The organism is Chryseobacterium metallicongregator (genome assembly GCF_031324065.1).
GTDB classification, from domain to species: Bacteria; Bacteroidota; Bacteroidia; order Flavobacteriales; family Weeksellaceae; genus Chryseobacterium; species Chryseobacterium metallicongregator.
Genome location: NZ_JAVIXS010000020.1, coordinates 796,000 through 820,804 on the forward strand (window position 1 = coordinate 796,000; position 24,805 = coordinate 820,804).

The 24,805-nt window shown below is 36.3% G+C and carries 17 protein-coding genes; 3 read left to right on the forward strand and 14 right to left on the reverse strand.

Annotated elements, in window-relative coordinates; all coding sequences use genetic code 11:
- Positions 1 to 49 precede the first annotated feature (49 nt).
- From REB14_RS21520 to REB14_RS21545, 6 genes are all read right to left on the reverse strand, one after another.
- Entirely contained in the window at positions 50 to 601 is a 552-nt protein-coding gene (locus REB14_RS21520) for an NADPH-dependent FMN reductase (protein WP_309523256.1), read from the reverse strand.
- A gap of 37 nt (positions 602 to 638) precedes the next feature.
- The gene (locus tag REB14_RS21525) at positions 639 to 1,367 is read right to left on the reverse strand and encodes a pirin family protein (protein ID WP_309523257.1); all 729 of its coding nucleotides are present in this window, start codon (positions 1,365 to 1,367) and stop codon (positions 639 to 641) included.
- A gap of 459 nt (positions 1,368 to 1,826) precedes the next feature.
- On the reverse strand, positions 1,827 to 2,351 hold the full coding sequence (locus REB14_RS21530) for a hypothetical protein (RefSeq protein ID WP_079241166.1): 525 nt from the start codon (positions 2,349 to 2,351) through the stop codon (positions 1,827 to 1,829).
- Between the two features lie 180 nt (positions 2,352 to 2,531).
- Positions 2,532 to 3,950 (reverse strand): MFS transporter, encoded by a 1,419-nt coding sequence (locus REB14_RS21535; protein ID WP_309523258.1) that lies wholly within the window; start codon positions 3,948 to 3,950, stop codon positions 2,532 to 2,534.
- The gene (locus REB14_RS21540; RefSeq protein ID WP_079241164.1) at positions 3,950 to 4,468 is read right to left on the reverse strand and encodes a nuclear transport factor 2 family protein; all 519 of its coding nucleotides are present in this window, start codon (positions 4,466 to 4,468) and stop codon (positions 3,950 to 3,952) included. Before REB14_RS21540 ends, REB14_RS21535 begins: the two co-directional genes overlap by 1 nt.
- A gap of 8 nt (positions 4,469 to 4,476) precedes the next feature.
- Positions 4,477 to 6,336 carry a glycoside hydrolase family 13 protein gene (locus REB14_RS21545; RefSeq protein WP_309523259.1) on the reverse strand — a complete coding sequence of 620 codons (1,860 nt, stop codon included), beginning with the start codon at positions 6,334 to 6,336 and terminating at the stop codon, positions 4,477 to 4,479.
- Positions 6,337 to 6,538: 202 nt separating this feature from the next.
- Here REB14_RS21545 and REB14_RS21550 point away from each other — a divergent pair, with 202 nt between their 5' ends.
- The gene (locus REB14_RS21550; protein ID WP_309523336.1) at positions 6,539 to 7,528 is read left to right on the forward strand and encodes a sterol desaturase family protein; all 990 of its coding nucleotides are present in this window, start codon (positions 6,539 to 6,541) and stop codon (positions 7,526 to 7,528) included.
- A 57-nt stretch (positions 7,529 to 7,585) separates the two neighbouring features.
- On the opposite strand, the gene REB14_RS21555 is transcribed toward REB14_RS21550, so the two are convergent.
- The 4 genes from REB14_RS21555 to REB14_RS21570 all read right to left on the reverse strand — a co-directional run bounded on the left by REB14_RS21555 (position 7,586) and on the right by REB14_RS21570 (position 15,390).
- A complete protein-coding gene (locus REB14_RS21555) occupies positions 7,586 to 9,742 on the reverse strand; it encodes a glycoside hydrolase family 97 protein (protein WP_309523260.1) in 2,157 nt (718 codons plus the stop codon).
- 83 nt (positions 9,743 to 9,825) lie between these two features.
- On the reverse strand, positions 9,826 to 10,938 hold the full coding sequence (locus REB14_RS21560; RefSeq protein ID WP_309523261.1) for a SusE domain-containing protein: 1,113 nt from the start codon (positions 10,936 to 10,938) through the stop codon (positions 9,826 to 9,828).
- 17 nt (positions 10,939 to 10,955) lie between these two features.
- Positions 10,956 to 12,515, reverse strand: coding sequence for a RagB/SusD family nutrient uptake outer membrane protein (locus REB14_RS21565; protein WP_079241159.1), 1,560 nt, complete (start codon positions 12,513 to 12,515; stop codon positions 10,956 to 10,958).
- A 13-nt stretch (positions 12,516 to 12,528) separates the two neighbouring features.
- Positions 12,529 to 15,390: a SusC/RagA family TonB-linked outer membrane protein gene (locus tag REB14_RS21570; RefSeq protein ID WP_309523262.1), complete on the reverse strand. Its 2,862-nt coding sequence runs from the start codon at positions 15,388 to 15,390 to the stop codon at positions 12,529 to 12,531.
- A gap of 335 nt (positions 15,391 to 15,725) precedes the next feature.
- Between REB14_RS21570 and metG the strand changes: the two genes are divergently transcribed.
- Both metG and REB14_RS21580 read left to right on the forward strand, forming a co-directional pair.
- Entirely contained in the window at positions 15,726 to 17,762 is a 2,037-nt protein-coding gene (gene metG / locus REB14_RS21575; protein WP_105683601.1) for a methionine--tRNA ligase, read from the forward strand.
- Between the two features lie 68 nt (positions 17,763 to 17,830).
- Entirely contained in the window at positions 17,831 to 18,496 is a 666-nt protein-coding gene (locus tag REB14_RS21580; RefSeq protein WP_309523263.1) for a hypothetical protein, read from the forward strand.
- Between the two features lie 182 nt (positions 18,497 to 18,678).
- Here REB14_RS21580 and REB14_RS21585 read toward each other — a convergent pair whose 3' ends face one another.
- The 4 genes from REB14_RS21585 to REB14_RS21600 form a co-directional block, all read right to left on the reverse strand.
- On the reverse strand, positions 18,679 to 19,383 hold the full coding sequence (locus tag REB14_RS21585) for a class I SAM-dependent methyltransferase (RefSeq protein ID WP_309523264.1): 705 nt from the start codon (positions 19,381 to 19,383) through the stop codon (positions 18,679 to 18,681).
- 323 nt (positions 19,384 to 19,706) lie between these two features.
- Positions 19,707 to 20,519: a siderophore-interacting protein gene (locus tag REB14_RS21590; protein WP_309523265.1), complete on the reverse strand. Its 813-nt coding sequence runs from the start codon at positions 20,517 to 20,519 to the stop codon at positions 19,707 to 19,709.
- A gap of 107 nt (positions 20,520 to 20,626) precedes the next feature.
- The gene (locus REB14_RS21595; RefSeq protein ID WP_309523266.1) at positions 20,627 to 22,837 is read right to left on the reverse strand and encodes a TonB-dependent receptor; all 2,211 of its coding nucleotides are present in this window, start codon (positions 22,835 to 22,837) and stop codon (positions 20,627 to 20,629) included.
- Between the two features lie 353 nt (positions 22,838 to 23,190).
- Entirely contained in the window at positions 23,191 to 24,783 is a 1,593-nt protein-coding gene (locus REB14_RS21600; RefSeq protein WP_309523267.1) for an efflux MFS transporter permease, read from the reverse strand.
- Between the last annotated feature and the right edge of the window lie 22 nt (positions 24,784 to 24,805).

Below are 24,805 nucleotides of genomic sequence, written 5' to 3' on the forward strand. Positions count from 1 at the left end.
ATCTCTTTTCTTTTTGCAAAAATAGTAATTTTAAATGAATATTCAAATTCTATTTTTCAAGGATTGTTTCAATGGCTGCAATCTTCTTTATTTTTTCTTTTAACTCACTGTTTTTCTCTTCATTAGAAATTTTCTGAGCAGTTTTATCAAAGTTATCATTAAAGAAAGGAAGTGAAAAAGTCTCTACCACATTTCCTCCGTGGAAAGGGAAACGCTTTGATGCTGCTTCCAAAACACCTGCTCCACCTCTACCTCCGGGAGATGTAGACATCAATAGCATTGGTACTTCATTCCAAACTGTTCTGTCTTTGATTCTGGATACCCAGTCGAATACATTTTTAAATGCTGTAGAATAGGTTCCGTTGTGCTCTCCTAAAGAAACCAACAATAGGTTTGCTCCATCAATTTTTGCTGCAAAATCATGAGCTTCCTGAGGAACACCACCTGCTAATTCTCTTTCATGTTTATAGATTGGCATTTCGAAAGGATTCAAATCTATCACTTCTACGTCTGCATTTTCAAATAATGTTGATGCATAAGCCACCAATTGTTTGTTCATTGAAGCTTCTGAATTACTTCCTGCTATTGCTAAAATTTTCATATGTGAGGTTTATTTTTAAGATTACAAATTTAGTTTTTTATTTAAGATAAGAAGGCAGTTCCATCGGGACTTCCATTAATAATACTTCAGTGTCTTCTACGGCTTCAATATTAAAGCTCTGAGTATCCCAGATTCCTAATCCGTCTCTTTCATTCAGAACGCGGTCTCCTATTTTTGCGCTTCCTTTCAACACAAATGCATAGACTCCGTTTCCTTTTTTGTTGAGCATATAATTTTTACCGTTTCCTTTTTTAAAGTTGGCCAGATTAAACCATGCATCCTGATGAATCCAAACTCCGTCATCATTTTTATTGGGAGATAAAATCTGTTGAAATCCGTTGATTTCTTCACCTTCTTTGATGCTTTTCTGATCGTATCGTGGTTCAACATTCTGTTCTTTTGGAAAAACCCAGATCTGAAGGAATTTCACCTCCTCATCTTTATTTTTATTGTATTCGCTGTGCATGACACCGGTTCCAGCACTCATCACCTGAATTTCTCCTTTTCTGATCACCGCCGTAGTTCCCATTGAATCTTTATGTTCCAGATCTCCTTCCAAAGGAATTGAAATAATTTCCATATCTCTGTGTGGATGAGTTCCGAAGCCCATTCCCTGAGAAACGGTGTCATCATTCAACACTCTTAAAACTCCAAAGTTCGTTCTGTCTCTGTTTTGATAGTTGGCAAAACTGAATGTATGGTATGAATTTAACCATCCGTGGTTGGCATGGCCTCTTGAATCTGCTTTATGATATACTGTTTTCATTTTCTGTGATTATTTATGGTACAAATGTACGGGATGTGGGTGTTTTAAAAGTTGATGTAGGTTAAGAAAGGAAATTAGAGCAGTAAAAATATCGAGAGAGCTCAGAAAGTGAGGATTATTTATAGGTTGGATTACGCAAAGACGCGATTTTTTTTGCATTTGATATGTTTTTAGGGCGCAAGGATTTTATCTGCGATAAAATTTCATATCGAATATCTTTTCTTACGGAGATTTGACAGATTGAGCCAATTGTATGAATAAGCGCAAACATCTGTGATATCTGTGAAAATCTGTGGGAGATTATTATAATCTTAAGATCAAAAAACTAATAAGTATATGAAGGATAGATTTTAAGTTTTGGATAAAGTCAAGTGATGAATGTTTAAAATAAAAGCAGACTTCCTTCGTCTACGCTCTGGATTACTACCCGCTCCTATTGAATTGTTTCTTACTAAACTCTTATTTTTTTAAAATAATGGTAGTATAATCTGTATTATAAGTTCTTGTTTCAATATTGAGTTTATTTAAAAGCTTTTCGGCTTCAAGTCTTATGTTTTTCCACGTTTCATGGTGATCTAAAAAGTCCCAGTCCCAAATTTCCACAGGGATATCATCAACTTTCTTTTTAAAATTCAGGAGGTCTTCCTTAAAAGATTCGTCAATGAGTTTATTTCTGAAAATGGTATTAAATAAAACAGGGAGGAATGCATAATCAAGCTCTTCATACAGTTCTGCCAGAGGATCTATTAAAATGGGAGCCATCCCATCCAATTGGTCTACATTATAGGTATAAAGAATCAGTGAATTGATCATATAAGTATAATAGAGATGTACGTGCTTATCGTATTCAAGTAACTCTTCCTGAGTGAAGCCGTTATCTTCTAAATTTTCAGTAACATCTTTAATTTCAGCAATATATTCATTTTCAATCTTATCCTTTTGTTTTATAGACGAAAAAAACTTATTCAAAAAATTAAGCTTCATGATAAACAATTTTGGTTTAAAAAAAAATTACAAAAAAAGATAGGTTTTAGCTAAAGCCAATCAATAAATATTGAAAGAGAAAACAGACTAAAGCCCGCTCCTATTGAATTTTATAATGTTATTTTAAATTTCAAAACACATCACATTACTAATTTCTAACCTCTAATTTCTAGTTTCTAATTAAAAGTGTACCTGCTTGATTTCTTCTTCAATTTCCTTAGGAGTTTCATCTTCTGATTTCACAAAAATCATCGTTACTACAGCTCCAATGAGCATGCAAACACCACCTACAACAACATAATCCATAGCTTGTTTCCCGAAAATACCACTTACAATAGGGCCTCCGAATAAACCATTGATGATCTGCGGAATCACAATAAAGAAGTTGAATATACCCATATAAACACCCATTTTTCGTTGTGGAATCACCTCAATAAGCATAGCATAGGGCATTGCCAGAATACTTGCCCAGGCAAAACCTAATCCGATCATAGAAACCCATAGGTTGTTGACATCTTTAATAAAATACATTGAAACCAATCCCAAACCTCCACACAATAAAGCTAAAGCATGAGTCTGTTTTTTACCAATCAGTTTAGCAATTGGTGTTAATAGAAATGCGAACGGAATTGCCCAAAGATTATACATTCCGAAAAGTTTTCCGGTAAGGTCTCCTGCATCATTAAATGCTTTGGAATGGGTATCTTCCGGGGAAAGTCCAAAATGATGGGTTGCCAGAGCACTGGTAGTGAAAACCCACATCGTAAACAATGCAAACCATGAGAAAAACTGAACAATTCCAAGCTTTTTCATCTGTGCAGGAATCGCAGCAAAATCTTTGAAAATATCTGAAAACTTAGAATTATGTTGTTCTCCTTCTTTTCCATCTTCAAAATCAGCAAATTCCTGTGGGGAATACTCTCTGGTTGTCATGATGGTGTATAGAATTGATATAATAAGCAATCCTGCACCGATATAAAAAGAATAAATAACATTATCTGCTACAAATCCTGCTGGTGCTTCGTTGGAAATTCCCATTTTGGTTAGCCAATCCGGTAAATATGAGCCCAATACTGCTCCAATTCCAATTAAAATCGTTTGTACGGAAAATCCTATGGTACCTTGATGTTTGGGAAGCATATCTCCTACCAAAGCTCTGAATGGCTCCATTGCAATATTGACCGAAGCATCCATCATGGCAAGAAATATTACCGCTAACAAAAGAGCATTGGCCGCAAACATCTGCGTAACGGAAGCTGCATTAGGAAGGAGAACCAATCCTATAGCACATAAAACAGCTCCAATCAGGAAATAAGGTTTTCTTCTTCCCAACGGACTCCATGTATTGTCGCCCATGTGCCCAATAATAGGCTGAACAATCAGACCTGTAATGGGAGCCACCAGCCAGAACCATGATAATTCGTGAACATCTGCTCCTAAATTCCCAAGAATACGGCTTGCATTTCCATTTTGTAATCCAAAAGCCATCTGGATTCCCAGAAATCCCATGCTCATATTGATAATCTGGAGCATTGATAAGTCTGGCTTTTTTCTTTTCCCGACTGCCCCAGTATCATATTTCCCCATCATTATTGCCATTATGACTTCAGTTTTTGAATTAATGCATCTTCGATAGGTGCTTTTTCAGTAACCACTTTATCTACCACTTCATTAGGCACTGTCACAGAAAGAACATATTGTTTTACCTTCCAGCTTCCGTTAATCTTTTCTACCACTCCGGAACCTCTGCAAATTTTCATTTGAGTATCCAATAATTCATCAAACCATGCCAGTTTTCCATCTTTGCTGAAGTAAATATTTCTTTTAAGGGCTTTAAAATTCCAGGTTTTCTTTTTGTCGAAATAAGGTTTTGCCCACACCATAAATGCTTTTTTATCCCAGATTTCAGTAGCATCTGTTCCGATGAAAGTAGATTCATCCGCAAAGAGATTAAAATATCCTGTGTAATCTGCCTTTGCAGCTGTTGCATTGAAAGTGTCCAGCATCGTAGTGATTTCCGCTTTTTCTTTCTCAAATGTATTTTTTGACTGTGCGGTAAATGAAGAGAATCCCAGTAAAAAAAGGAGTAAGGTATAAACAGTCGTTAGTTTTTTCATAAGTATTATTATTTTTCTAGTTCAATAATCAATGATGTTTTCGCAGGGATATTCATATTGTTTTGTAATGAAATTTCTTTGCCTGAAATAATCTCTTTTCCTTTTGCAAATCCGTTAAGTGATTCTGCAAATCGTTTCAATTCTAACGACTGATCTTTTTCATTATTGTTGATGACTACCATTACACTTTCTTTTGCATTATATCTGAAGTACACAAAAACACCATCCTGAGGAACGAAATTTTTAGTCTTTCCATTATGAATCACCTCTTTATCTTTTCTCCAGTTCAACAATTTTTGAGTAAACTGGAAAAAGTCTTTCTGTTCCGGTGTCTGAGTAGATGGATCGAAAGCATTTTGTTGATCAGATTTCCATCCTCCCGGAAAATCTCTGCGGATATCGGCATCACCCCCTGCTTTTTTATCGCCTCTCATTCCTATTTCAGATCCGTAATAAATTTGTGGAATTCCTCTTACTGTTGAGATAAGTGTGAGTGCCATTTTGTAGGCATCAGGGTTTGCATTAAAGATTTCGTTCCATCTTTCGGTATCATGATTTTCAAAGAAAACCAAAAGGTTATTGATATCCGGATAAAGAAAATCGCTGGTAAAAGAGTCGTAAATACGGATCATTCCTTTATCCCAACTTTCTTTTTCTTTGAGTGCTTTAGGCATGTTTTCAAACAGCATAAAATCCATCACCGATGGTAAATTTGAATTATAATTTTCTATCTCTCCGATTTTAGAATTTTTCTGCCATGCTGCAATTTGTGCAGCTGTATACAACCAGGTTTCTCCTACAATATTGAATTTAGGATATTCATCGGTGATCGCCTTAGCCCATTTTGCCATCGCATCTTTATCATTGTAAGGATAGGTATCTACACGAAACCCTCCCAGTTCAGCATATTCTATCCACCAGATTGCATTTTGAATCAGATACTTCAGAACCAATGGATTTTTTTGGTTGATATCAGGCATGGTCGTATCAAACCATCCGTCCAGTGCATATTTTTTATCAATGTCTGAAGCATTGGTATCAAATTGCGTTGTCGTTTTATAATTAGAACGTTTAAATCCTTTTTCTCCTTCATCAAACCAATGTATCCAGTCTTTGGACGGAAGGTCTTTCATCATCCAGTGTGAGCCGCCCCAGTGATTGGTCACATAATCCATCACCAACATCATCTTTCGTTTATTCAGTTCCTGAGATAATGTTTTATACTCTTCGTTGGTACCGTAACGGGCATCAATTTTATACAGATCGGTCTGAGCATAACCGTGATAGGAATACACTTTTTCGTTATCTTCATTCACAGGAGTAAGCCAGACTGCTGTTGCTCCCAGATTCTGAATATAATCAAGGTTATTGATAATCCCACGGAGATCACCTCCATGTCTGCCGTTTGGAAGACTGCGATCTGCTTTTTCGGTAAGTTCCGGCCTTGAATCATTCTTCTCATCACCATTGGCAAATCGGTCCGGCATGATCAGATACATGAGATCTTTTGAAGTAAAAGATTCACGGTTGGCAGATCCCGGATTTCTCTGTTTCAGCTCATAAGTGTATGAACCCATATTTTTTTTACCCTTTTTAATATTGATAGCAAACTTCGGAACGTTTATTTCGTTGGTATTGACTGTAATAAAAACATAATTCGGATTGTCTACTTTCCGGATGTCTTTGATTTGTATTCCATCTGAAAGCGTAATCTCGTTATTTGCCACTTCTTTTCCGTACACAAGAATCTGAAGTTCAGGATTTTTCATTCCCTTCCACCAGAAAGCCGGTTCTACTCTTTCCAGATTTTTCTGAGAAAAAGCAAAAGAAGCTATCGAAAGGGCGAATGCTGCATATATTGTCTTCATATTAGTGTTCAATTTAGCATTAAATTTTCAAATACACGCTCAAAAATGTTACAGAAAACCTCTTTTTTTATCTTCATTTCTATAAGATGATAAGATTAAATATCTCCATTTTAAATTTTATAAAGAATAATTAAATTTTTCACAAAAAATTCATGCATAAAATTAATTTCCCATGCTTTTTATGTTTAGTTTTATAGAAAAAATGTTGGATTTCAGTAATATATTCAAAACTGAAGGACCGGATGTTGTTTACACATGGACAATCCCTGTGTTTGCTGCTATAATTTTCCTGGAAATGGCCTACAGTCATTTTAATAAAGAGAAAATATATGAGACTAAAGATGTAGCAACAAATGTCCTTTTCGCCTTGCTTAATTATGGGTTAGACATCATCATGAAGGGTTTTTCTTTATTTGTTATGATGTTTTTTTACCAGCATCGTCTTTTTGACTGGCAAGAAGGAATATGGTATTGGATTGCGGTATTCCTGGCACAGGATTTTGCTTATTATGTCCATCATTATGTAGATCACCATTCACGTGTTTTCTGGGCGGTACATATTACGCACCACAATTCTGACTATTTTAATATCAGTACAGGATTCAGAAGTCCTGTATTTCAACCTTTATACAGATATTTATTTTTCTCTCCATTAGCTTTCATGGGCTTTCATCCGTGGCATATTCTGGTAGCCTACTCTTCCATACAGATTTACGGTACATTTGTACACACTCAATCTATTAAAAGTATGGGATTTTTAGAATATATTCTGGTTACTCCTTCTCATCACAGAGTACACCACGCGTGTAATATCAAATATCTGGACCGTAACATGGGAATGGGGCTGATTATCTGGGATAAAATTTTCGGAACTTTTGAAAAAGAAGATCCTGAAGTTCCTGTGAAATATGGAGTTTATCCTAAAATAAAATCCAAAGACCCTGCAACGATGCTTTTCTATGAATGGAGAAGAATAGGGAAAGATATCAGACAACCGGGAATTTCTTTTAAAGACCGCATTAAATATCTTTTTTATTCGCCAGGATGGAGACATGACGGTACTGGAAAAACAGTGAAACAATATCAGAAAGAATATAAAGAGAAAGTAAAAACTCCTGTTAAAGTAAAGGAGCAAATATTAGAATCTGAAAATCAATATTCCCAATTGATTCAACAGGCAGAGGATAAATAAAAATACCCCGGCCATCGAAAATTCGATAAACTGGGGCACCTTAGTGTATCTTTACAATTATTTTACTGGTTTAATTGAAACTGCGAAACCGCCACTTCTTACCATTTTAAAATTAATTTTTGACTTACTTGTAATCTCTTTTTTGTAGATGTTATAGCTTTGAGGATTATCAATATAATCAGCATCTTTTCCATCTTCATAGATGGTTGCCTCATATTTTTTTCCTTTATCTAAGAAAGAGAAGTCTACTGTATACTCACGTTTGTTTTCATCGGTAATACCTCCTACAAACCAGTTTTCAGTACCTTTTGCTTTTCTCGCTGTAACCACATAATCACCAGGTTCTGCTGATAAAATTTTGGTATCATCCCAATCTGCTGCCACATCCTTGATAAACTGGAATGCATCCATATGCTTTTTGTAGTTTTCAGGAAGATCTGCAGCCATCTGAAGCGGCATATACATTGTTACATAAAGAGCCAGCTGTTTTACCAGAGTAGTTTTTACAAAACGGTTATCTCCAGGGAAATAATAGTCAAGTTTTGTCTGGAAAATTCCCGGCGTGTAGTCCATAGAACCTCCCATCCATCTTGTAAACGGAAGAACCGTCTGATGATCTGGTTTATTTCCTCCGAATGCTTCATACTCTGTTCCACGGGCTGCTTCTGCAGAGATATAGTTCGGGTAAGTACGGCTTTCTCCTGTAGGACGTACGGACTCGTGAGAATTCACCATGATTTTATAATCATTTGCTTTTTCTGCAATTCTATAGTAATGGTTGATAGTCCATTGAGAATAGTGATGTTCTCCTCTAGGAATAATATCTCCTACATATCCGGTTTTCACAGCATCATATCCATATTTGTTCATCGTTTGGAATGCTTTGTCTGCCCATCTTTCGTAGTTCGTTGCAGAACCTGAAGTTTCATGGTGCATGATTAGTTTAATTCCTTTTGAATGCGCATATTCATTCAACATTTTGATGTCAAAATCCGGGTAAGGAGTAATAAAATCAAAAACAAATTCTTTTGAATGTCCGAACCAGTCTTCCCAACCTACATTCCAACCTTCAATCAATAATCCCTGGAACCCGTTTTCTGCAGCAAAGTCAATATATTCTTTAACTTTTGTATTGTTAGCAGCATGTTTTCCGTTTGGAGTTAATTTCGCGAAGTCTGTTTTACCTAAATGAACATTTTCAGCAGTAGAATAAGCCCATTGTGATTTTCCGATAATCATTTCCCACCAAACTCCCATGTATTTTGTAGGGTGGATATAAGAAGTATCAGTGTACTTTGTAGGTTCGTTAAGGTTAAAGATCATTTTAGAATCCATCACCTGTTCTGCTTTCGGAGCTACAATAATCGTTCTCCAAGGCGTTACTGACGGAGTCTGAATATATCCTTTCGCTCCCTGTCTGTCAGCAGTCAAATGCGTTTTGAATTTAAAATTCTGTGCATCAACCTCAAGGTGTGAAGCCGGATAATCTAATACAGCAGCTTCAGCAACGTTAATATATAAAGGTTCTTTTCCTTCTTTTTTAAGCATTAAAGGAGACTGAACTGCATTTTTCACCAATGATTGTGAAGCATTTGCATCGTATGCTTTGTCCCATTTTGAAGGGATTTCAGAAACTTTAGTTTCCTGATACTGATATTCCTGAGAATCGTAATCTGCAACCATCCACCATGCTTTCATATCGGTAGGGAAATCAATTTCAGAATCTTCTTCTCTGATGACGAAATAATTAAGGTTTTTCTGTTGCGGAAATTCATATCTGAAACCAAGACCATCATTGAATAATCTAAATTTCACCACAATACTTCTGTCTGTAGAAGCCTGATTCAGGGTAACTGCCAGTTCGTTGTAGTGGTTGATATAATTTTTCTTTTCTCCTAAAACCGGCTGCCAGATTTCATTTTTGGAGTCTCTTTTTTCATCTGTCTTTGCAAAACCGTTGTTCAGATCGTATTTTGCATCTTCTGGTTTGGCAATCTCAGAAGCGAATTTTATGGCTGTGTCTTTAAATAATCTCAATCCCAATTTAGAATCTTCAACTACTACTGCACCGTTATACTTAAGGTTGTAGTAAGGAACTCCTTCTTTCAGCTGAAAATTCATTTCAAATTTCCCGTCCGGAGATTTTAAAGATTGGGCTTTCACACCTGTAAACATCATTGAGAGCAAAAGTGCTCCAACTGTAATTTTCTTCATAATGACTATTTATTAACTTAAAAAATAGATAAAGTGCCACGGTAAAGCAGCACTTTGCTTTATTTTAGTTTGTTTAGTTTAATTTACAATTTAGTAATGGTTAGTTTGTAATATGCTGAATTGTGTAAATCCAGTTCAATTTTATAATTACCTGCCTGTGACACTTTATAGGCAGGATCTCCTGTTACCGTGTTCTCTGCGCTTAAATAAGACTGAACAGCAGTTCCGGAAACCAGAGTCTGATCTGCATCTTTTGGCTGGAATTTCATTGCCCAATCATCATTGGCTCTGAATTTAAATACTCCGGTACTTGATAATGCAATAGAATTAATCACAAAAGTTTTGGTTGCTGGATTATATACAAAATCGGTATCTGATCCCCATCCTGTAGGCGTTGCATCTCCGATAACTCCGAAGTTGGCAATGACTGAAGAATAGGTATTAGCAGCCCAGTTTACATTGATGTAATAGGCTCCTGTCGCAACAGCTTTTACATTAACTTCTCCTGTTTCCACTAATTTCCCTGTAAAAGTACCATCGTCTCCCTTATCTCCAGTATAACTTTGATTAATTGTAAACTTATACTCACTATTGGGATTAGTTACATAAATAAATCCTCTGTATTTATCATTCTTCTCAGGTGAAAATAAATTGGGTGAATTGGTTGGCTCCCAATCTGCATATCCTGCTGCTCCGGCATATCCTCCGGGAACATTTATTTTTGGATAAATAAGATCCGGATTTGGCTTATACCCTGTCATATTTACAGTAACTACATTAGAATAAAAGAAAGTAGTGCTGTTTAATGCTGTTCTCATTCTCACTTCAATAGGCTTTGCTGTATCAGGTGCAACATTCAGCTGTGCTAGGATGTTATTAAGCTGCAAATGAGTAAGTGAGAAAGTTTTTTGGTCTAAAGGCAGATCCTGAAGTACGTTTGTTGCAAAACTTGTTCCGGCTACTGCAAACTGTAGAGAATTGTTGAATCCCACACTTGGATTAAAAGTTGGATTTTCCCAAGTGACAGTCATTGCATTTTGTCCTGCTTTCGTTTCATCAAGTACTACAGAAGTTTTATCTGAAGTTATTTTAGCCTGTGAAGTATTATTTAACTCTATTTTATCCTCCTCCTTAGAGCATGAGATAAGGTATAAACCTACCATAGTCACTAATAAAACATTGAATATTTTTTTCATTTTTTTTAGTTTTTAAATTAATAACCTGGATTTTGAGTTAAATTAGGGTTCGATTGTAAAGCAGTACTTGGAATTGGGAATATTTTATAATTATCCGAAATTGAAGTTCCGTTTTTCACTCCTCCTTTCCAAGGCCATAAGTAAGTACCTCCTGTAAATTTACCAAATCTGATAAGATCCTGTCTTCTCATTCCCTCAAAGTTCAATTCTCTGGCTCTTTCATCTAAAACCACATCCAGAGTTATTGCACTTAATGCTGTTGCCCCTGCTCTGGCTCTTACCTGATTCAAGTATATCAACCCTTGTGGGACCGTTGTTCCAGCAGCTCCCCTTAAAGCACATTCAGCATACATTAAATAAACATCTGCCAATCTGAATAATGGAAAATCTGTAGAAGAAAAATCAGTTGCTCCACCTGCTCCATTTGAATCTTTGTTCCAGAATTTATCAGATGGTAATCCATCAGACCATGTTTTATAATCATTCATTTCCCAGTTGTGACCTTGAGTCCAGAACAGCTTAGCTCTTTTATCAGGACTTGCCTGAAGATCTGCAATACTATTTCCAAATAATCCATACCAAGCTTTTGTAGCTCTGTGACCTGCCCAACCCTGTTTAGCTCCAAAGTCAGCAGGAACCATTGTATCTGTACTTATACTTCCATTTACAAGATAAGTTGTATTACCAAAACTTTGGCTGGAAACAGCGTCTGCTAAAAGTGGGAATATAATTTCTTTAGAAGTGTTATTATCTGAAGAAAAATTCTTTCTGATATTAGTTTCTAGCTGATATCCTCCTTCACTAATAATTTTATTAATAAAATTGGCCGCATCACTATATCTAGGTGTTCCCGTATATATTTCAGCATTTAGATATAGCTTAGCTAAAAGCATTCTTGCACAGGCTTTATTCGCTCTTCCATATGAGTTTGAAGCAGGCAGAGTAGCTTCTATTGCCAATAATTCACTTTCAACATAATTAAAAAGATCTTTTCTTGATGTTTCTGGTAAAAGGGCACTTGTATTAAAATTTTCATCCGTGACCAAAGCTCCTTTTCCAAAAAGATCAATTAAATAGTAATAAGATAATGCTCTTAAATATCTAAGTTCATCAACCACCTGATTTTTATTGGCATAATTTACCTTATCACTTTTCATAATAAGAATCAAATTTGTTGCCTGTGGAACGGTATAATAAATCCTATCATAGACATACTTGAAAAACTTATTATTGGAAGTCCAGTTGGCAGTTGTTGTCAACTGATCCAATCCGTTGTCTCCCCATCTGTTTTTCATATCATCTGCAGTGAAATCCTGTAGATTAACAAGTCCTCTTACAAATGGTGATTCTCCAGGGTCCGCACCTGAAATATCCGATTTATCAGGACCTTCCACACTTGAAAGTGCAAAACTCGCATATAATCTCGACAATAGCCCTTCAACAGCATTGGGATCTGCCGCCAATAGGTTTTCTAAAGTTTGTTCTACTTTAGGCTCTGTATCCAAATCATTAAGACAAGCAGTATTTATTGCTAAGAAAGCCAAAAGAGCCAGTACTTTATATTTAGTATTTTTCATTTTTTAAGTGCTTTTAGAAATTAAAATTAAATCCAATGGTATAAGTTCTTGGTCTTGGATAAAAATTATTATCAATACCTGTAAAGTTTTCAGGATCCTGCCCGGAATAATTAGTCCATGTATAAACGTTATTTACAGAACCATATACTCTTACATTAGTATTCTTAAATACATTTTTAAACAGATAACCTATCGTTACGTTATCAAGTTTCAAGAATGAAGCATCTTCTAAGAAATAATCTGAGAAGTACAGATTATCTGATAATGTAAATGGAGAATCTGCGGTTGAAGTAAGCACATTATTTAAGTTTTGTGAGTTTTGAGGAACGGTATAGCTTTTAAAGCCTTGCGCAAGTTTTCTAGTATTATAGATTAATCCTCCTATTTGTCCTCTGAAAGCGGCATTAAGATCCCAGTTTTTATAAGTTAAAGAAGTACTGAAACCATATGTCCACCTTGGTCTTATTGCCCTATAATACCTATCTTTCTCATTAATAATCCCATCGTTATTTCTATCTACATATACATTATCAAGCGGTTTACCATTTGCATCATAAACCTGTTGTAATACCCATGCCGAATAAGGTTGATAGCCTATTGCATTATTTGCAATTTTTATCCCCGTACCAATTGGAAGTGTACTTGAGTTATCAGGAAAATAGCTAACATCACCTAAACTTAAGATCTTGGAATCATTATAACCAAAATTACCTGAAACAGACCAATTTAAATTTTCAGTTTTTACAGGAACTACTGTCAAATTGAATTCAACCCCTTTATTTTCAAGAGACCCTACATTGGTAGTAAATTCATTACTTAAACCTTGCCCTGCCGGCAATGGTACTTTTGCTAAAAGATTTGTTGTTTTTCTTTTGTAGACGTCAATACTTCCTGATATTCTATCCTGGCTGAAGAATGAAAAATCAATTCCAGCATTCCAGGTTTCTGTAGTCTCCCATGTTAAACCAGGATTAAATGGCAATGCACTGTATGTTCCAACTCCTGGAAAATATTGTGAATTGGAGCCACCAATCGAGAAATAAGGGCTTGAAGGATAAAATCCAGCTACACTCACAATATCAGCATTACCTGTTCTTCCCCATCCCAATCTTAATTTCAGATCTTTTACAGAAGAAGATTCTGTGAAGAAATCTTTATTAACTTTCCAGGCAAAACCTACCCCTGGAAAATAACCCCATCGTTCACCTTTTTGAAATAAAGAAGATGCATCTGCTCTGAAGTTTAATGTAAACAAATATTTATCATAGAAATCAATATTTGCTCTTCCTATAAATGACTGTAAATTTAATACATTATAATATCTGTTCGTTGGATTCAAAGCAGTGCCTGGGTTTGGAACTCTATGTCCTGTCACATCATCATACCTATATTGATCTTTATATCCATCATTTTTAAAATTCTGATAGGAGTATCCTCCTTGCACTAAGAAGTGAGAAAGAAATCCTGAATATTTTTTCTCATATACCAAGTAGGCATCCATTGTTTGATTTACAATATTCTGATGTTCTGCATAATCAATTCCAGGACTGAATACATAATCATTAGGAACAAATAAATTTTGTGGATTCCTATACGTTGCCACTGCATTATCTGAATAAACTGTTTTTAAATTAGATCTTGAAGCTTCTAAACCTAAATTAACAATAGCTCTCAGGTCAGGTAAAAAATGAAATTTATAATTAATCTCAGCATTACCTAAAAATTTAGCAATCTTTTGTGGCGAGCTTCTTTGCATAAGAATCGCCAAAGGATTACTCTGTCCTTGAATCAGATATTGATTTCCTTTTAAAACAATATTCTGATAATAACCTCCGAATCTATTGTATGGGTCACCTGTTAAATTAGTCTGAGACTGATAAATTGGAAGCGTAGGATTCATATTGATTGCCCCTCCAATAGCCCCTCCGTCATCAATTGCATTAAGCTTGGAAAATAATCCCTTTAAGCTAATATCAATTTTTAAATGATTATCAAAAAATGAAGGGGTAATGTTTAATCCTGTCGAAAATCTCTCATAATCACTTGTTCTAATAACCCCTTCCGTTCTATTATAACCTACTGACAGTCTTGTAGGAACTTTATTAAACAAGCTTCCTGATATACTCAAATTATTATCTGAAGATACAGAGTTTCTATAAATAGCTTTTTGCCAATCTGTATTGTAGATTGTACCCGGTTGTGTTGGATTTGCAGAACTTCCTCCAACACCTAATAAATAATTGTAGTTAGGATAATTTTGATTGATGAATTTTGTAAACTCATCAGCATTCATAACATCAATATATCTTGTTACTGTACCTACAGAAACATTAGTATTCAAACTAATTTTAAGTTTGCCACCACCTCTTTTTGTTTTAATGATGATAACACCGTTTGAACCTCTGTTTCCATAAATTGCTGTTGCAGAAGCATCTTTTAATATTGAAAAAGATTCAATATCATTTGGATTAATCAGATTCAAAGGGTTACCTACACCCGCTGGGTTATTGGTATCTAAAGGAACACCATCAATAACAATCAAGGGATTATTATTAGCACTAAAAGAAGATCCTCCCCTAATTCTTATATTGGGAGCTGAATCTGGTGACCCACCAGCATTGGTTATTCTTACACCAGGAGCCTTACCGGTAATTAATTGATCGGCTGAAACAATAGCACCTTTATTAAAGTCCTTTTCAGAGACCGCAGTGATAGAACCCGTAAGATCAGATTTCTTCTGCTTCCCATATCCTACTAAGACCACCTCCTCTATTTTCTTCTCCTGAGGAAGAGAATCTTTTTTCTGCGCGTGCATTACTGTACTGGCCAGTAAAAAAGCGGGCGCGATTTTTAATACTGTTGTAAAATTCTTCACAATCTTATTTTTTTATAGTTTCGTTTTTCAGTCATATTTTGGCCCAGAGCCAGACTCGCAATTTAAAAAAAAAATAGAATTATTATAAATTTAATATAATTTTAGTTAAAATTATGTATATTACGAAACCTATTTTAGTTAGTTTTTTAAAATCCAATAATTTACAACGTCTTATGCATTGCATAATATTTGTTTTAAATTAAGAAAAGGTTAAACAACCGTTTAACTTAATTTCATATTCAGCTCCTGAAATTCGCTTTCTTCATCATAATAATACCACTAATAGCGGTATTCAACAGATATTCCTTATCTTTGCAGTCAAAACTTTACTATAAATGTCAAACAGAAAGATGATTACGGCAGCTTTGCCTTATGCAAACGGGCCGGTTCATATAGGACATTTGGCAGGTGTTTATATTCCTGCGGATGTTTACGCAAGATTTCAGAGAAGATTAGGAAAAGATGTAGCGTTTATCTGTGGTTCAGATGAGCATGGGATTCCTATTACCATAAGAGCAAAAAAAGAAGGAGTTACTCCTCAGGATATTGTTGACAAATATCACGAGATCATTAAAAAATCTTTTTCTGACCTTGGAATTTCATTTGATGAATATTCCAGAACAACGTCTAAAAACCATTATGAAACCAGCCAGGATTTCTTCAAGGTTTTATACGAGAAAGGAAAATTCACGGAAGAAATTTCTGAGCAGTATTTTGATGAGCAGGCAGGAGAATTCCTTGCTGACCGTTATATTGTAGGAACTTGTCCTAATTGTGGTAACGAAAACGCTTACGGGGATCAGTGTGAGAAATGTGGTTCTACCCTTTCTCCTTCTGAACTGATTAATCCGAAATCAATGCTTAGTGGAAATGTTCCTATCCTTAAAGAAACAAAAAATTGGTACCTGCCATTAAACGAATACGAAGATTTCCTCAATGAATGGATCATTGAAGGTCATAAAGATGACTGGAAGCCTAACGTATACGGACAGGTTAAATCTTGGTTAAATGATGGCCTTAAGCCTCGTGCGATGACCAGAGACCTTAACTGGGGAGTTCCGGTTCCTCTTCCGAATGCTGAAGGAAAAGTATTATATGTATGGTTTGATGCTCCTATCGGTTATATTTCTTTCACTAAAGAATGGGCAGAGAAAAACGGAAAAGACTGGAAAGATTACTGGCAGAGTGAAAACAGTGACCTGGTACATTTTATCGGAAAAGATAATATTGTATTCCACTGTATTATTTTCCCTTCAATGATGAAAGCTCACGGAGATTATATCATGCCTAAAAATGTTCCTGCTTTTGAATTCCTGAACCTTGAGAACGATAAAATCTCAACGTCAAGAAACTGGGCAGTATGGGCTCATGAGTATGTAGAAGACTTCCCTGGACAACAGGATGTTTTAAGATATGCTCTTCTTTCATCAGCTCCGGAAACTAAAGACAACAACTTTACATGGAAGGATTTCCAGACTAAGAATAATTCTGAATTGGTAGGAATCTTCGGAAACTTCATCAACAGAGTTGCCGTTCTTATTCATAAATATTATGATGGCGTTATTCCACAAGGTGATATCAACAGTCCTGAATTGCAGGAAATAAGTAAGTCTGCAAAAGAGATTTCAGGATTCCTTGAAAATTATGAGTTCAGAAATTCATTAACAGCATTAATGAATCTTGCTCGTTTTGGAAACCAGTATCTTCAAACAGAAGAACCTTGGAAAACCATTAAAGATAACCCGGAAAAAGCAGCTCAATCTTTATTCGTTGGAGCACAAATAGCAGTTGCATTAGCTCAGCTATGTGAACCTTTCATGCCTTTCAGTTCTGAAAAGCTATTGAATATGTTCAATGTTCAGAAGAAAGACTGGAATACGATTGAAAATCAATCCGTATTAATTGAAACAGGACATACAATCAACGAATCATCTCTCCTTTTCTCAAAAATTGAAGACGATGTTATTGAGGCTCAGATCCAGAAACTGGAAGACACCAAACAAAACAATAAAAAAACAAACCCTAACGCAAACCCTATGAAAGAAGAAATCACGTTTGATGACTTTACTAAAATAGACCTTAGAACAGCAACCATTACAGAAGCTGAGAAAGTAGAAAAAGCAGATAAATTATTAAAACTTACTGTAGATACAGGAGTAGATGTAAGAACTGTTGTTTCTGGTATTGCAGAAAGTTTTACTCCTGAAGAAGTAATCGGTAAGCAAGTAATGATCCTGCTGAACCTTGCTCCAAGAAAAATCAGAGGAATTGAATCTCAGGGAATGTTATTGTTAACAACAAAACCAGACGGAAAACTATCTTTCGTAACACCAGACGACAGCAATGTTGAAAACGGTATTGAGATTGGATAATTAAAATCCTTATAAAGATCACAGGCTGTTTCACGAGAAGCAGCCTTTCTTTTGAAAGTATACAGCTTATGGTGAACAGAAGTATTTTAAGAAAGCTTTCCAATCAGGAATTAGAAGGATATTTAAAAGAAGGCAACCGCTTTGTTCCGGAAGCCGTTCAGATCGCTTTTGAAATTCTGGAAGAAAGAGGACGTACTTTCAGTGAAATGGAAAAAACAGCCGCTCAGCAATTGATCCAGCATAAAAAACAAGAAGAGGAAGCAAAACGTACAGAAGAGGCAGAAGTTTGGAAAGATCATATCACAGAAGATCCGGAGGCTGTTAAGCTTTATTCTCGAATGACTATTTTAGTCAGCTCCGTTTTTTTCTCTCCGATTCCGGGATCTATTTTACTGTTCCTTAATTTAGTCAAACTAAAAAAATACCCTGCAAGTTTCTTAGCACTGGCATTTGGTTTTCTTTTTTTTATGTTTCAAAAATTCGTTCTGCTTTCGCATTTCGACTTTGGTACCACTTCCAGATACAGTCCCGAAATTGGAATCATTGCAGTAGGTGCTTTGGGTTTACTTGTCATCAGCGTTTTAGCAACTCCAAAAAAACTTCCTTACCGTGCAGAGTCTTATATTCTTCCAGTGATTTTATGCGCCGGAACCGCTGTTCTGATGTATTTCTATTTTCAGGATTGGTTTTCTTTCTATCCGTTTGCAAGAGCCATCCATCTGTTCAGACCATAATAAGGAGCTGTTTCCCGCTATCCACTTTTACTCCTCGCGCCTGGCCCAGAGCCAACCGCATGCTGTGGGGTAACCGTTCCTATCGGGGCTAGAATAACTACAAAAAAGTCATCCCGGTTTACAGAATGACACTATTGTTTTTGAGATTGCTTCGCTTTCAGCTCGCAATGACTTGTTGTCAATTATTTCTTAGTAAGTTTGGCCAGGTAAGAATCTTCATCTTTCAAAACTCTTTCTATTTTGAAGCCATTATTTGTGGCAGCATTTTTCAACGTATTAAAGTCAAGATACAGCCAGGTAATCGGTTCTTCAGACTCTCCTTTATAATGAACTACGTACCCCAGTTCTCCGTAGTAACCTCCTGCAGGAATATACACTCCGCCATCCTTATCACGGTCGAACATATAAAGAATATCTGTACTGTCAATTAAAACATGTCCGCCATCATTCAGTAAAGTATGCAGTTTTTGAAGATAGGTATCAATTTTCGCAAGGCTTTCAAAAACTCCGGTACCGTTCATCAATAATAAAATGGTATCAAAAGTTTCTCCGGAGAAATCAAGCATATTTTCACAAACCGCTTTTTTAATGCCTCTCAGCTTGCAAACCTCAATTGATTTTGGTGAAATATCCAAAGCCGTCACCTCAAGGTTTCTTTCATTTTGAAGGTATAAAGAATGAGAACCTGCACCCGCTCCGATATCCAGAACTTTTCCGCTGGATAATTTCAGTGCTTTCTGTTCAATATCATTCATTTCTTCAAAATCTCTGAATAAATAATCCACCGGAAGTTCATCCAGCTCAGAAATTGACGTTTCAGTCTGCAGATCCTCCGGATTTTCATTGTGATAATAATCCCAGATCGCTCTGCCCATTAAATCTTTCATAGGGCAAAGATACGGGTTCAGGATGATAGTTGCGAGTTTATTTTGTTGCGAGTTGCTGGTTTATTTGCTATGGAATGATAGTTGAGAGGTACGGGTTGCTGGTTTCTTTTGTTGCAAGTTTATTTGTTGATACTTAAAATTAAAGATAGACGTTCTAACTCTATTAAAAAATTCACCATTCACTTCCGAAGCAAAATTCACTATTGACATCAATGGGCTTCCATCAATATTTTACAGAATATCTCCCTAATCTCTAATCCCTAATCCCTAATCCCTAATCTCTAATCTCTAATCCCTAATCCCTAATCCCTAAAACCTGCCACCTACTCCATCGAATCCTTCTCTTTATGTCTGTCCGCCTGAGATTCATTCTCTGCAACCCCAGCTTTCCAATAAGAATAAGCATATAATTCCTGTGAAGTCCAGTTTTTTTCTTTTCTCAGATAGGTGCGGATTTCTTTCACACTTGAAAATTCACAGGCAACATAACCAAATTTTGCCGTCTCGGGGATCTCAATGCTTTTTACCACATTGGCAATTTCGCTGCTGATCTGAGGCTGTGCATTGTGTAACCATTTAAAGTCAATCTGGGCTTTGGTTTCAAGCATTTGTTCATCTTCCTTTCCATGAACTTCAATGATGCATATTCCTTTTGCCGTTTCAGGAAGCGTTTCCAGGATGGCACTGATCACCGGAATGGCTGTAGTATCTCCTATCAACAGATACCAATCTGCAGCGGGATACAGCTCTTTTCCCTCCAAACGCATCATCACACCCAATTTTGAGCCTGCTTCAGCCTCTCTCACCCATCGGGAAGCCGGGCCACCGTCTCCGTGGTCTACAAAATCAATAATTAATTCATTTTTCTCAAGATCAATTCCTCTGTGAGTATAGGTTCTGATTGCCGGAGCGACTTCTTTAGGCGGATATATCCACTGATGATTTTCATCCAAAGTCGGAAAATGAATTTCGTTCAATCCAGTAGGTGGAACGGCAATTTTATTATTATCTCCCACCATCGTGTTCCTGAACAACTGAACTTCCGGTGAATACAAATACACTCTGATAAAATGGTCAGTAATGTATTCTTTTCTGGTGACTTCGGCAACAATCTGCCCTGTTGAAATTTTGGCCATAACTGATTTTTTTTAAAATTAAAATCCGGTTTCCGATCAATCTCAGAAACCGGATTTGAAATACAATATGTTTTCAGATCAAGGCATTTTTACCTTTATCTTATTTTCTAGAATTCAAAAGTGTAAGAAAGGTTGAATGTTCTTCCTCTTCCTTTATAATTAAACAGTTCCGGAAGTCCGTATGTAGAATATAAAACCTGGGAACGCTTGCTCCAGATGGTTTGATAATCGGTATTAAACAGGTTTTGGATTCCCAGATTGAATTTCCCCCAGTTGAATCGGTATCCCATCATCAGATCTGAAGTATTATAACCCTCCACAACATTATTAAGCTCGTCTTTCTGTTTGAAATTCTGCAAAGACTGGAATCTGAATGACCAGCTTTTAATGTTATATCCGATATACGTTACCAATTTTGAAGGAGAGGCATTGTAAATTTCCTGTTTCTGCCATTCTCCTTTATTATCTACCTCAGATTTGATCAAAAGTCCGCTTGCTCCGAAATAAACTCCATTGTGTAAAGCGTAAGAAACCTCAGCTTCAATTCCCATGTTTCTTAATTTCAAATCATTCACGAGAATCTGGAAGGTCTTTTTATCAACGGCAACCGTTTTATCAGAATTACTCAGGAATCCCGCAATCTGAGCTCTTAAACCACCTCTGTTGATACGGTAACCCAGCTCAAACTGATTGGTCTTAATGGCCTGAAGCGGCTGTTCTTTTACATTGATACTGGATACCACATTCCAGTTTGTTCCCACCAATTTATATTGCCCAATTCCATAAAACTTGGCAGGATCAGCTAAACTTGCTCCCTGAGAAAATGTTCCCCAAATCTGATGCTTTTCATTGAATTTATACAACAATCCGGCATTAGCTAAAGTCACATTATAAGAACTTTCACCTCCGGGAATTGCGGATGCTGAGCTTCCATAACCCATTGCAATCTGTGTTTGCTGTTCTGAACCCACAAAGTCATCCATTTTCACATTGATATGCTGATAACGAATCCCTCCATTCAGCTGTAATTTGGGAAGAATATTATATTTTGCCTGAACATATCCTGCATAACTCTGTGAGTGATTCGTAGGATATCTGCCAAGGCTATATTTTGTTTCGTTTACTAAACCTCCACTGGACATTGTTTTTGCAATATCATAAACGGATTGAGTTCCCTCAAATTTTTCAAAATCGAAATCGGCTCCATAGGTAACATTCAGTCCACCCCATGATTTGGATAGTAAAGCTTTAATCCCTGAATAATAAGTATCCTGCTGCGAAGAGGACATATAAGGTATTTTTCCCGTCTGTAAAGTAACATTTCCCGGGAATGGATAGAATCCTAATTTTTCACCACGGGTAGCCAATTGAACATACAAATCCTGTCCGCCTAAAATTCCGTTTCCGTTATACGCTACAGTTGCCATATAACGTTCTGTTCCTACATTTTTATCAGATGAAAACCCATCTCTCATTTCAAGGAGTGAAGCATTTTTTGTCGTAAATGCACTTAGATTTTCACCTAAAAATAAACTCCTGTCACCATTGAATTTAGAATTATAATACTGAACAGAGGCTGTCATTTTATGTTTGTTATTAAACTGATAGCCTCCGGTAGCCAAAATATCAATGGACTGGTTATACTGAAGGTCCGTCTGGGTAATATCTGTAAAAAGCTGTTTCTGATCTGCCCCATATACTCCACCATTCTGCTGATAAGCTACTCCCAGTCGTCCGAAGAACTTTTCTCCTTTTGCAGCAATAGACTGAGCGGCACGGAAATCATGGTCGTCTTTTCCCATAAATCCTGTACGTACTCCCAGTTCTGTCTCTCCACTGATTCCTTTTTTGGAAGGTGTTTTAGTAATAATATTAATAATCCCACCAGTAGCATTCCCTCCATAAATTGAGCTTGCTCCTGAAAGCACCTCTATTCTTTCAATATTAAAGGGATCAATGGCATCCAGCTGGCGGCTGATGGCACGGATACTGTTCAGAGAAACACCGTCGATCATCACCAGCGCAGAACGTCCTCTCATATTCTGTCCGTAATTGGTTCTTCCCTGTGGACCGATATCCATAGAAGGAATAAGAATCGATAACATTTCTTTGATCGGAACCCCGCTTTTGGCCTGTTCCTGAATTTTTTCTTTCTGTACGACCCAAACCGTTCCCGGAACTTCAGAAATTTTTGTAGGTTTTCTGGAGGCTACGATCACCACATCTTCAATACCTTTAGAGGCAATAGAATCTTTCACGGTCTGGGAAATCATCACTCCCGAAACCAAAAGACCTATGAATGCATACTGCTTTTTCATTCTTTCTACTTCAAAGTTTTTATAATCTCACAAAGATAATTCTTATTTAGAAAGAATAAAAATAACAAAATATGAGATTTTCCCTTATTTTATGATGGTAAACATCTTTTTACAGAAAAGTTTTCTAAATCTGGATATATATTAAAAACCATTAAGAAAAATTTAAAGAATAAAGTATAGTTAAGATAAACATTCTGATTTTTAAAGCTTAAAGCGAAGCTCATCTTAATACTCTAAACACCTTAATACAATCTTAATGTTTCAAAAAGTTTAAAATCTGACATCTTCTTAAAAACGTAAAATCCCAGCCCAATGAAGGACCAGGATTTTACTAGTGAAAAACAAGGTATCTTTTATACTGCAGGCCCTGCTGCATCTTTTATTTCTTCTAATAATTTTTTTCTTTCACGAAGTCTTCTTCTCGCAATAACGGATTTACCTCCCAAAACTCTTATAAATCTGAAATACTGGAATCGTTTTGCTCCAAAATGATGGGTCGCAACATAAATCAATACCGCAAATCCGACTAAAATAATATATCCGAATATCTTTTTGGTGGCTATGATAATGGCATTAAGCTGAATCGCTTTCATATTAGCCGCTACATTTTGAGGAGTAATAGTTATCCCATCCATATAAACAGCAAGATCACCTATTGCTGTAACTTGGAAACGGTATTGAAACCATGAGTACAGTGTAGAAAAAATTCCTACAGCCAGGAAGGTTCTCCAAACCAATACAAGTCCGATGGCAGCCAGCATTTCATCCATTTCAAGTTTATCCAGTGTATAAAACCATACGGAAATAAACAGTGAACACATTCCATAGCCCTTTAAAAACATCGGCAGATACCAATTGTCATAACTGAACTCCAATACCATAGAAAAGTACATAATAATGGAGTACCCGATCATTGCTGCAAAACCTGAAAAAATGTACATTTTCAAAGGTTTTTCTTTTTTGAACCAGAAAATGGCAATGATTCCGGCTAAAATAATTCCGGGAATCATCAATAAACTTAGTCTGGTATTGGTCAATTGATCATATCCTAATACTCCCACTGCAAAAGTATTCTGAATAGAAGCTGTTCCTAAAAACATTCCCAGCCAGAAAAGCATAAACAATCCATTCTGTACATTATTTTTTTTGAAGATTTTGAATGAAAGATACGGTCGTTTTAAAGTGAGCTGACGAATAGAAAGCAGTGCAAAACTCACAAAAGCAGCAATACTTGCATTCATGATATTCTTGGAATTGAACCAGTCCTGCTGTCTTCCAAAAGAATAAACGTATGCTGAAAACATGAACGTTGAAATGAAAAGCAAAATACTCAGCCAGTCAATATAGTGCAGAGGGACTTTTAATGCAAAATATTTATCATGCATAAAAATCCAGTGTATTAAGGCTAAAATAAAGCATAAAACTGCTGTGAAAAGGTAAAATTGTTGCCAATTGTAAAGAAGGGCAAACTCAGCAGCATAATAGGTAGCCACCTGGTTCATGACAAGAACGAAGGTATAAAAAGCTCCGTAAAACATCCCGCGGTTTCCAATCATAACCATCAGTGGGAGGAACAGCTCTATGGTAACCATCATCTTCATAAAACCAATCAAAAGAGAAGTAAAGATGAAAATCATTGGCTGTAAAGTAGTTCCGTTTACATAGCTGAGCAATCCTAAAAGTACCAGCAGTAAAACCAACTTATCCCTTACTTTGAATCTCATTTTGATTCTGAGAACCACAGGCATACAGGCTCCCATCCCAATAGTAGTTGCGTAGTTAGCCCACATAAAATATTCTGTCATGGCTCCGGTACCACTCACAAGAGAACTGATATTTCCCGTATACACCCCACCAATAGGCATTACTACAGCAAGCAGCAATACAATCAGCAGCAGCTGTACGGGTTTGGGTACCCAATCGTTATATAATCCTTTGTTGTACATGATGAAGTTAGAAGTTAGAGGT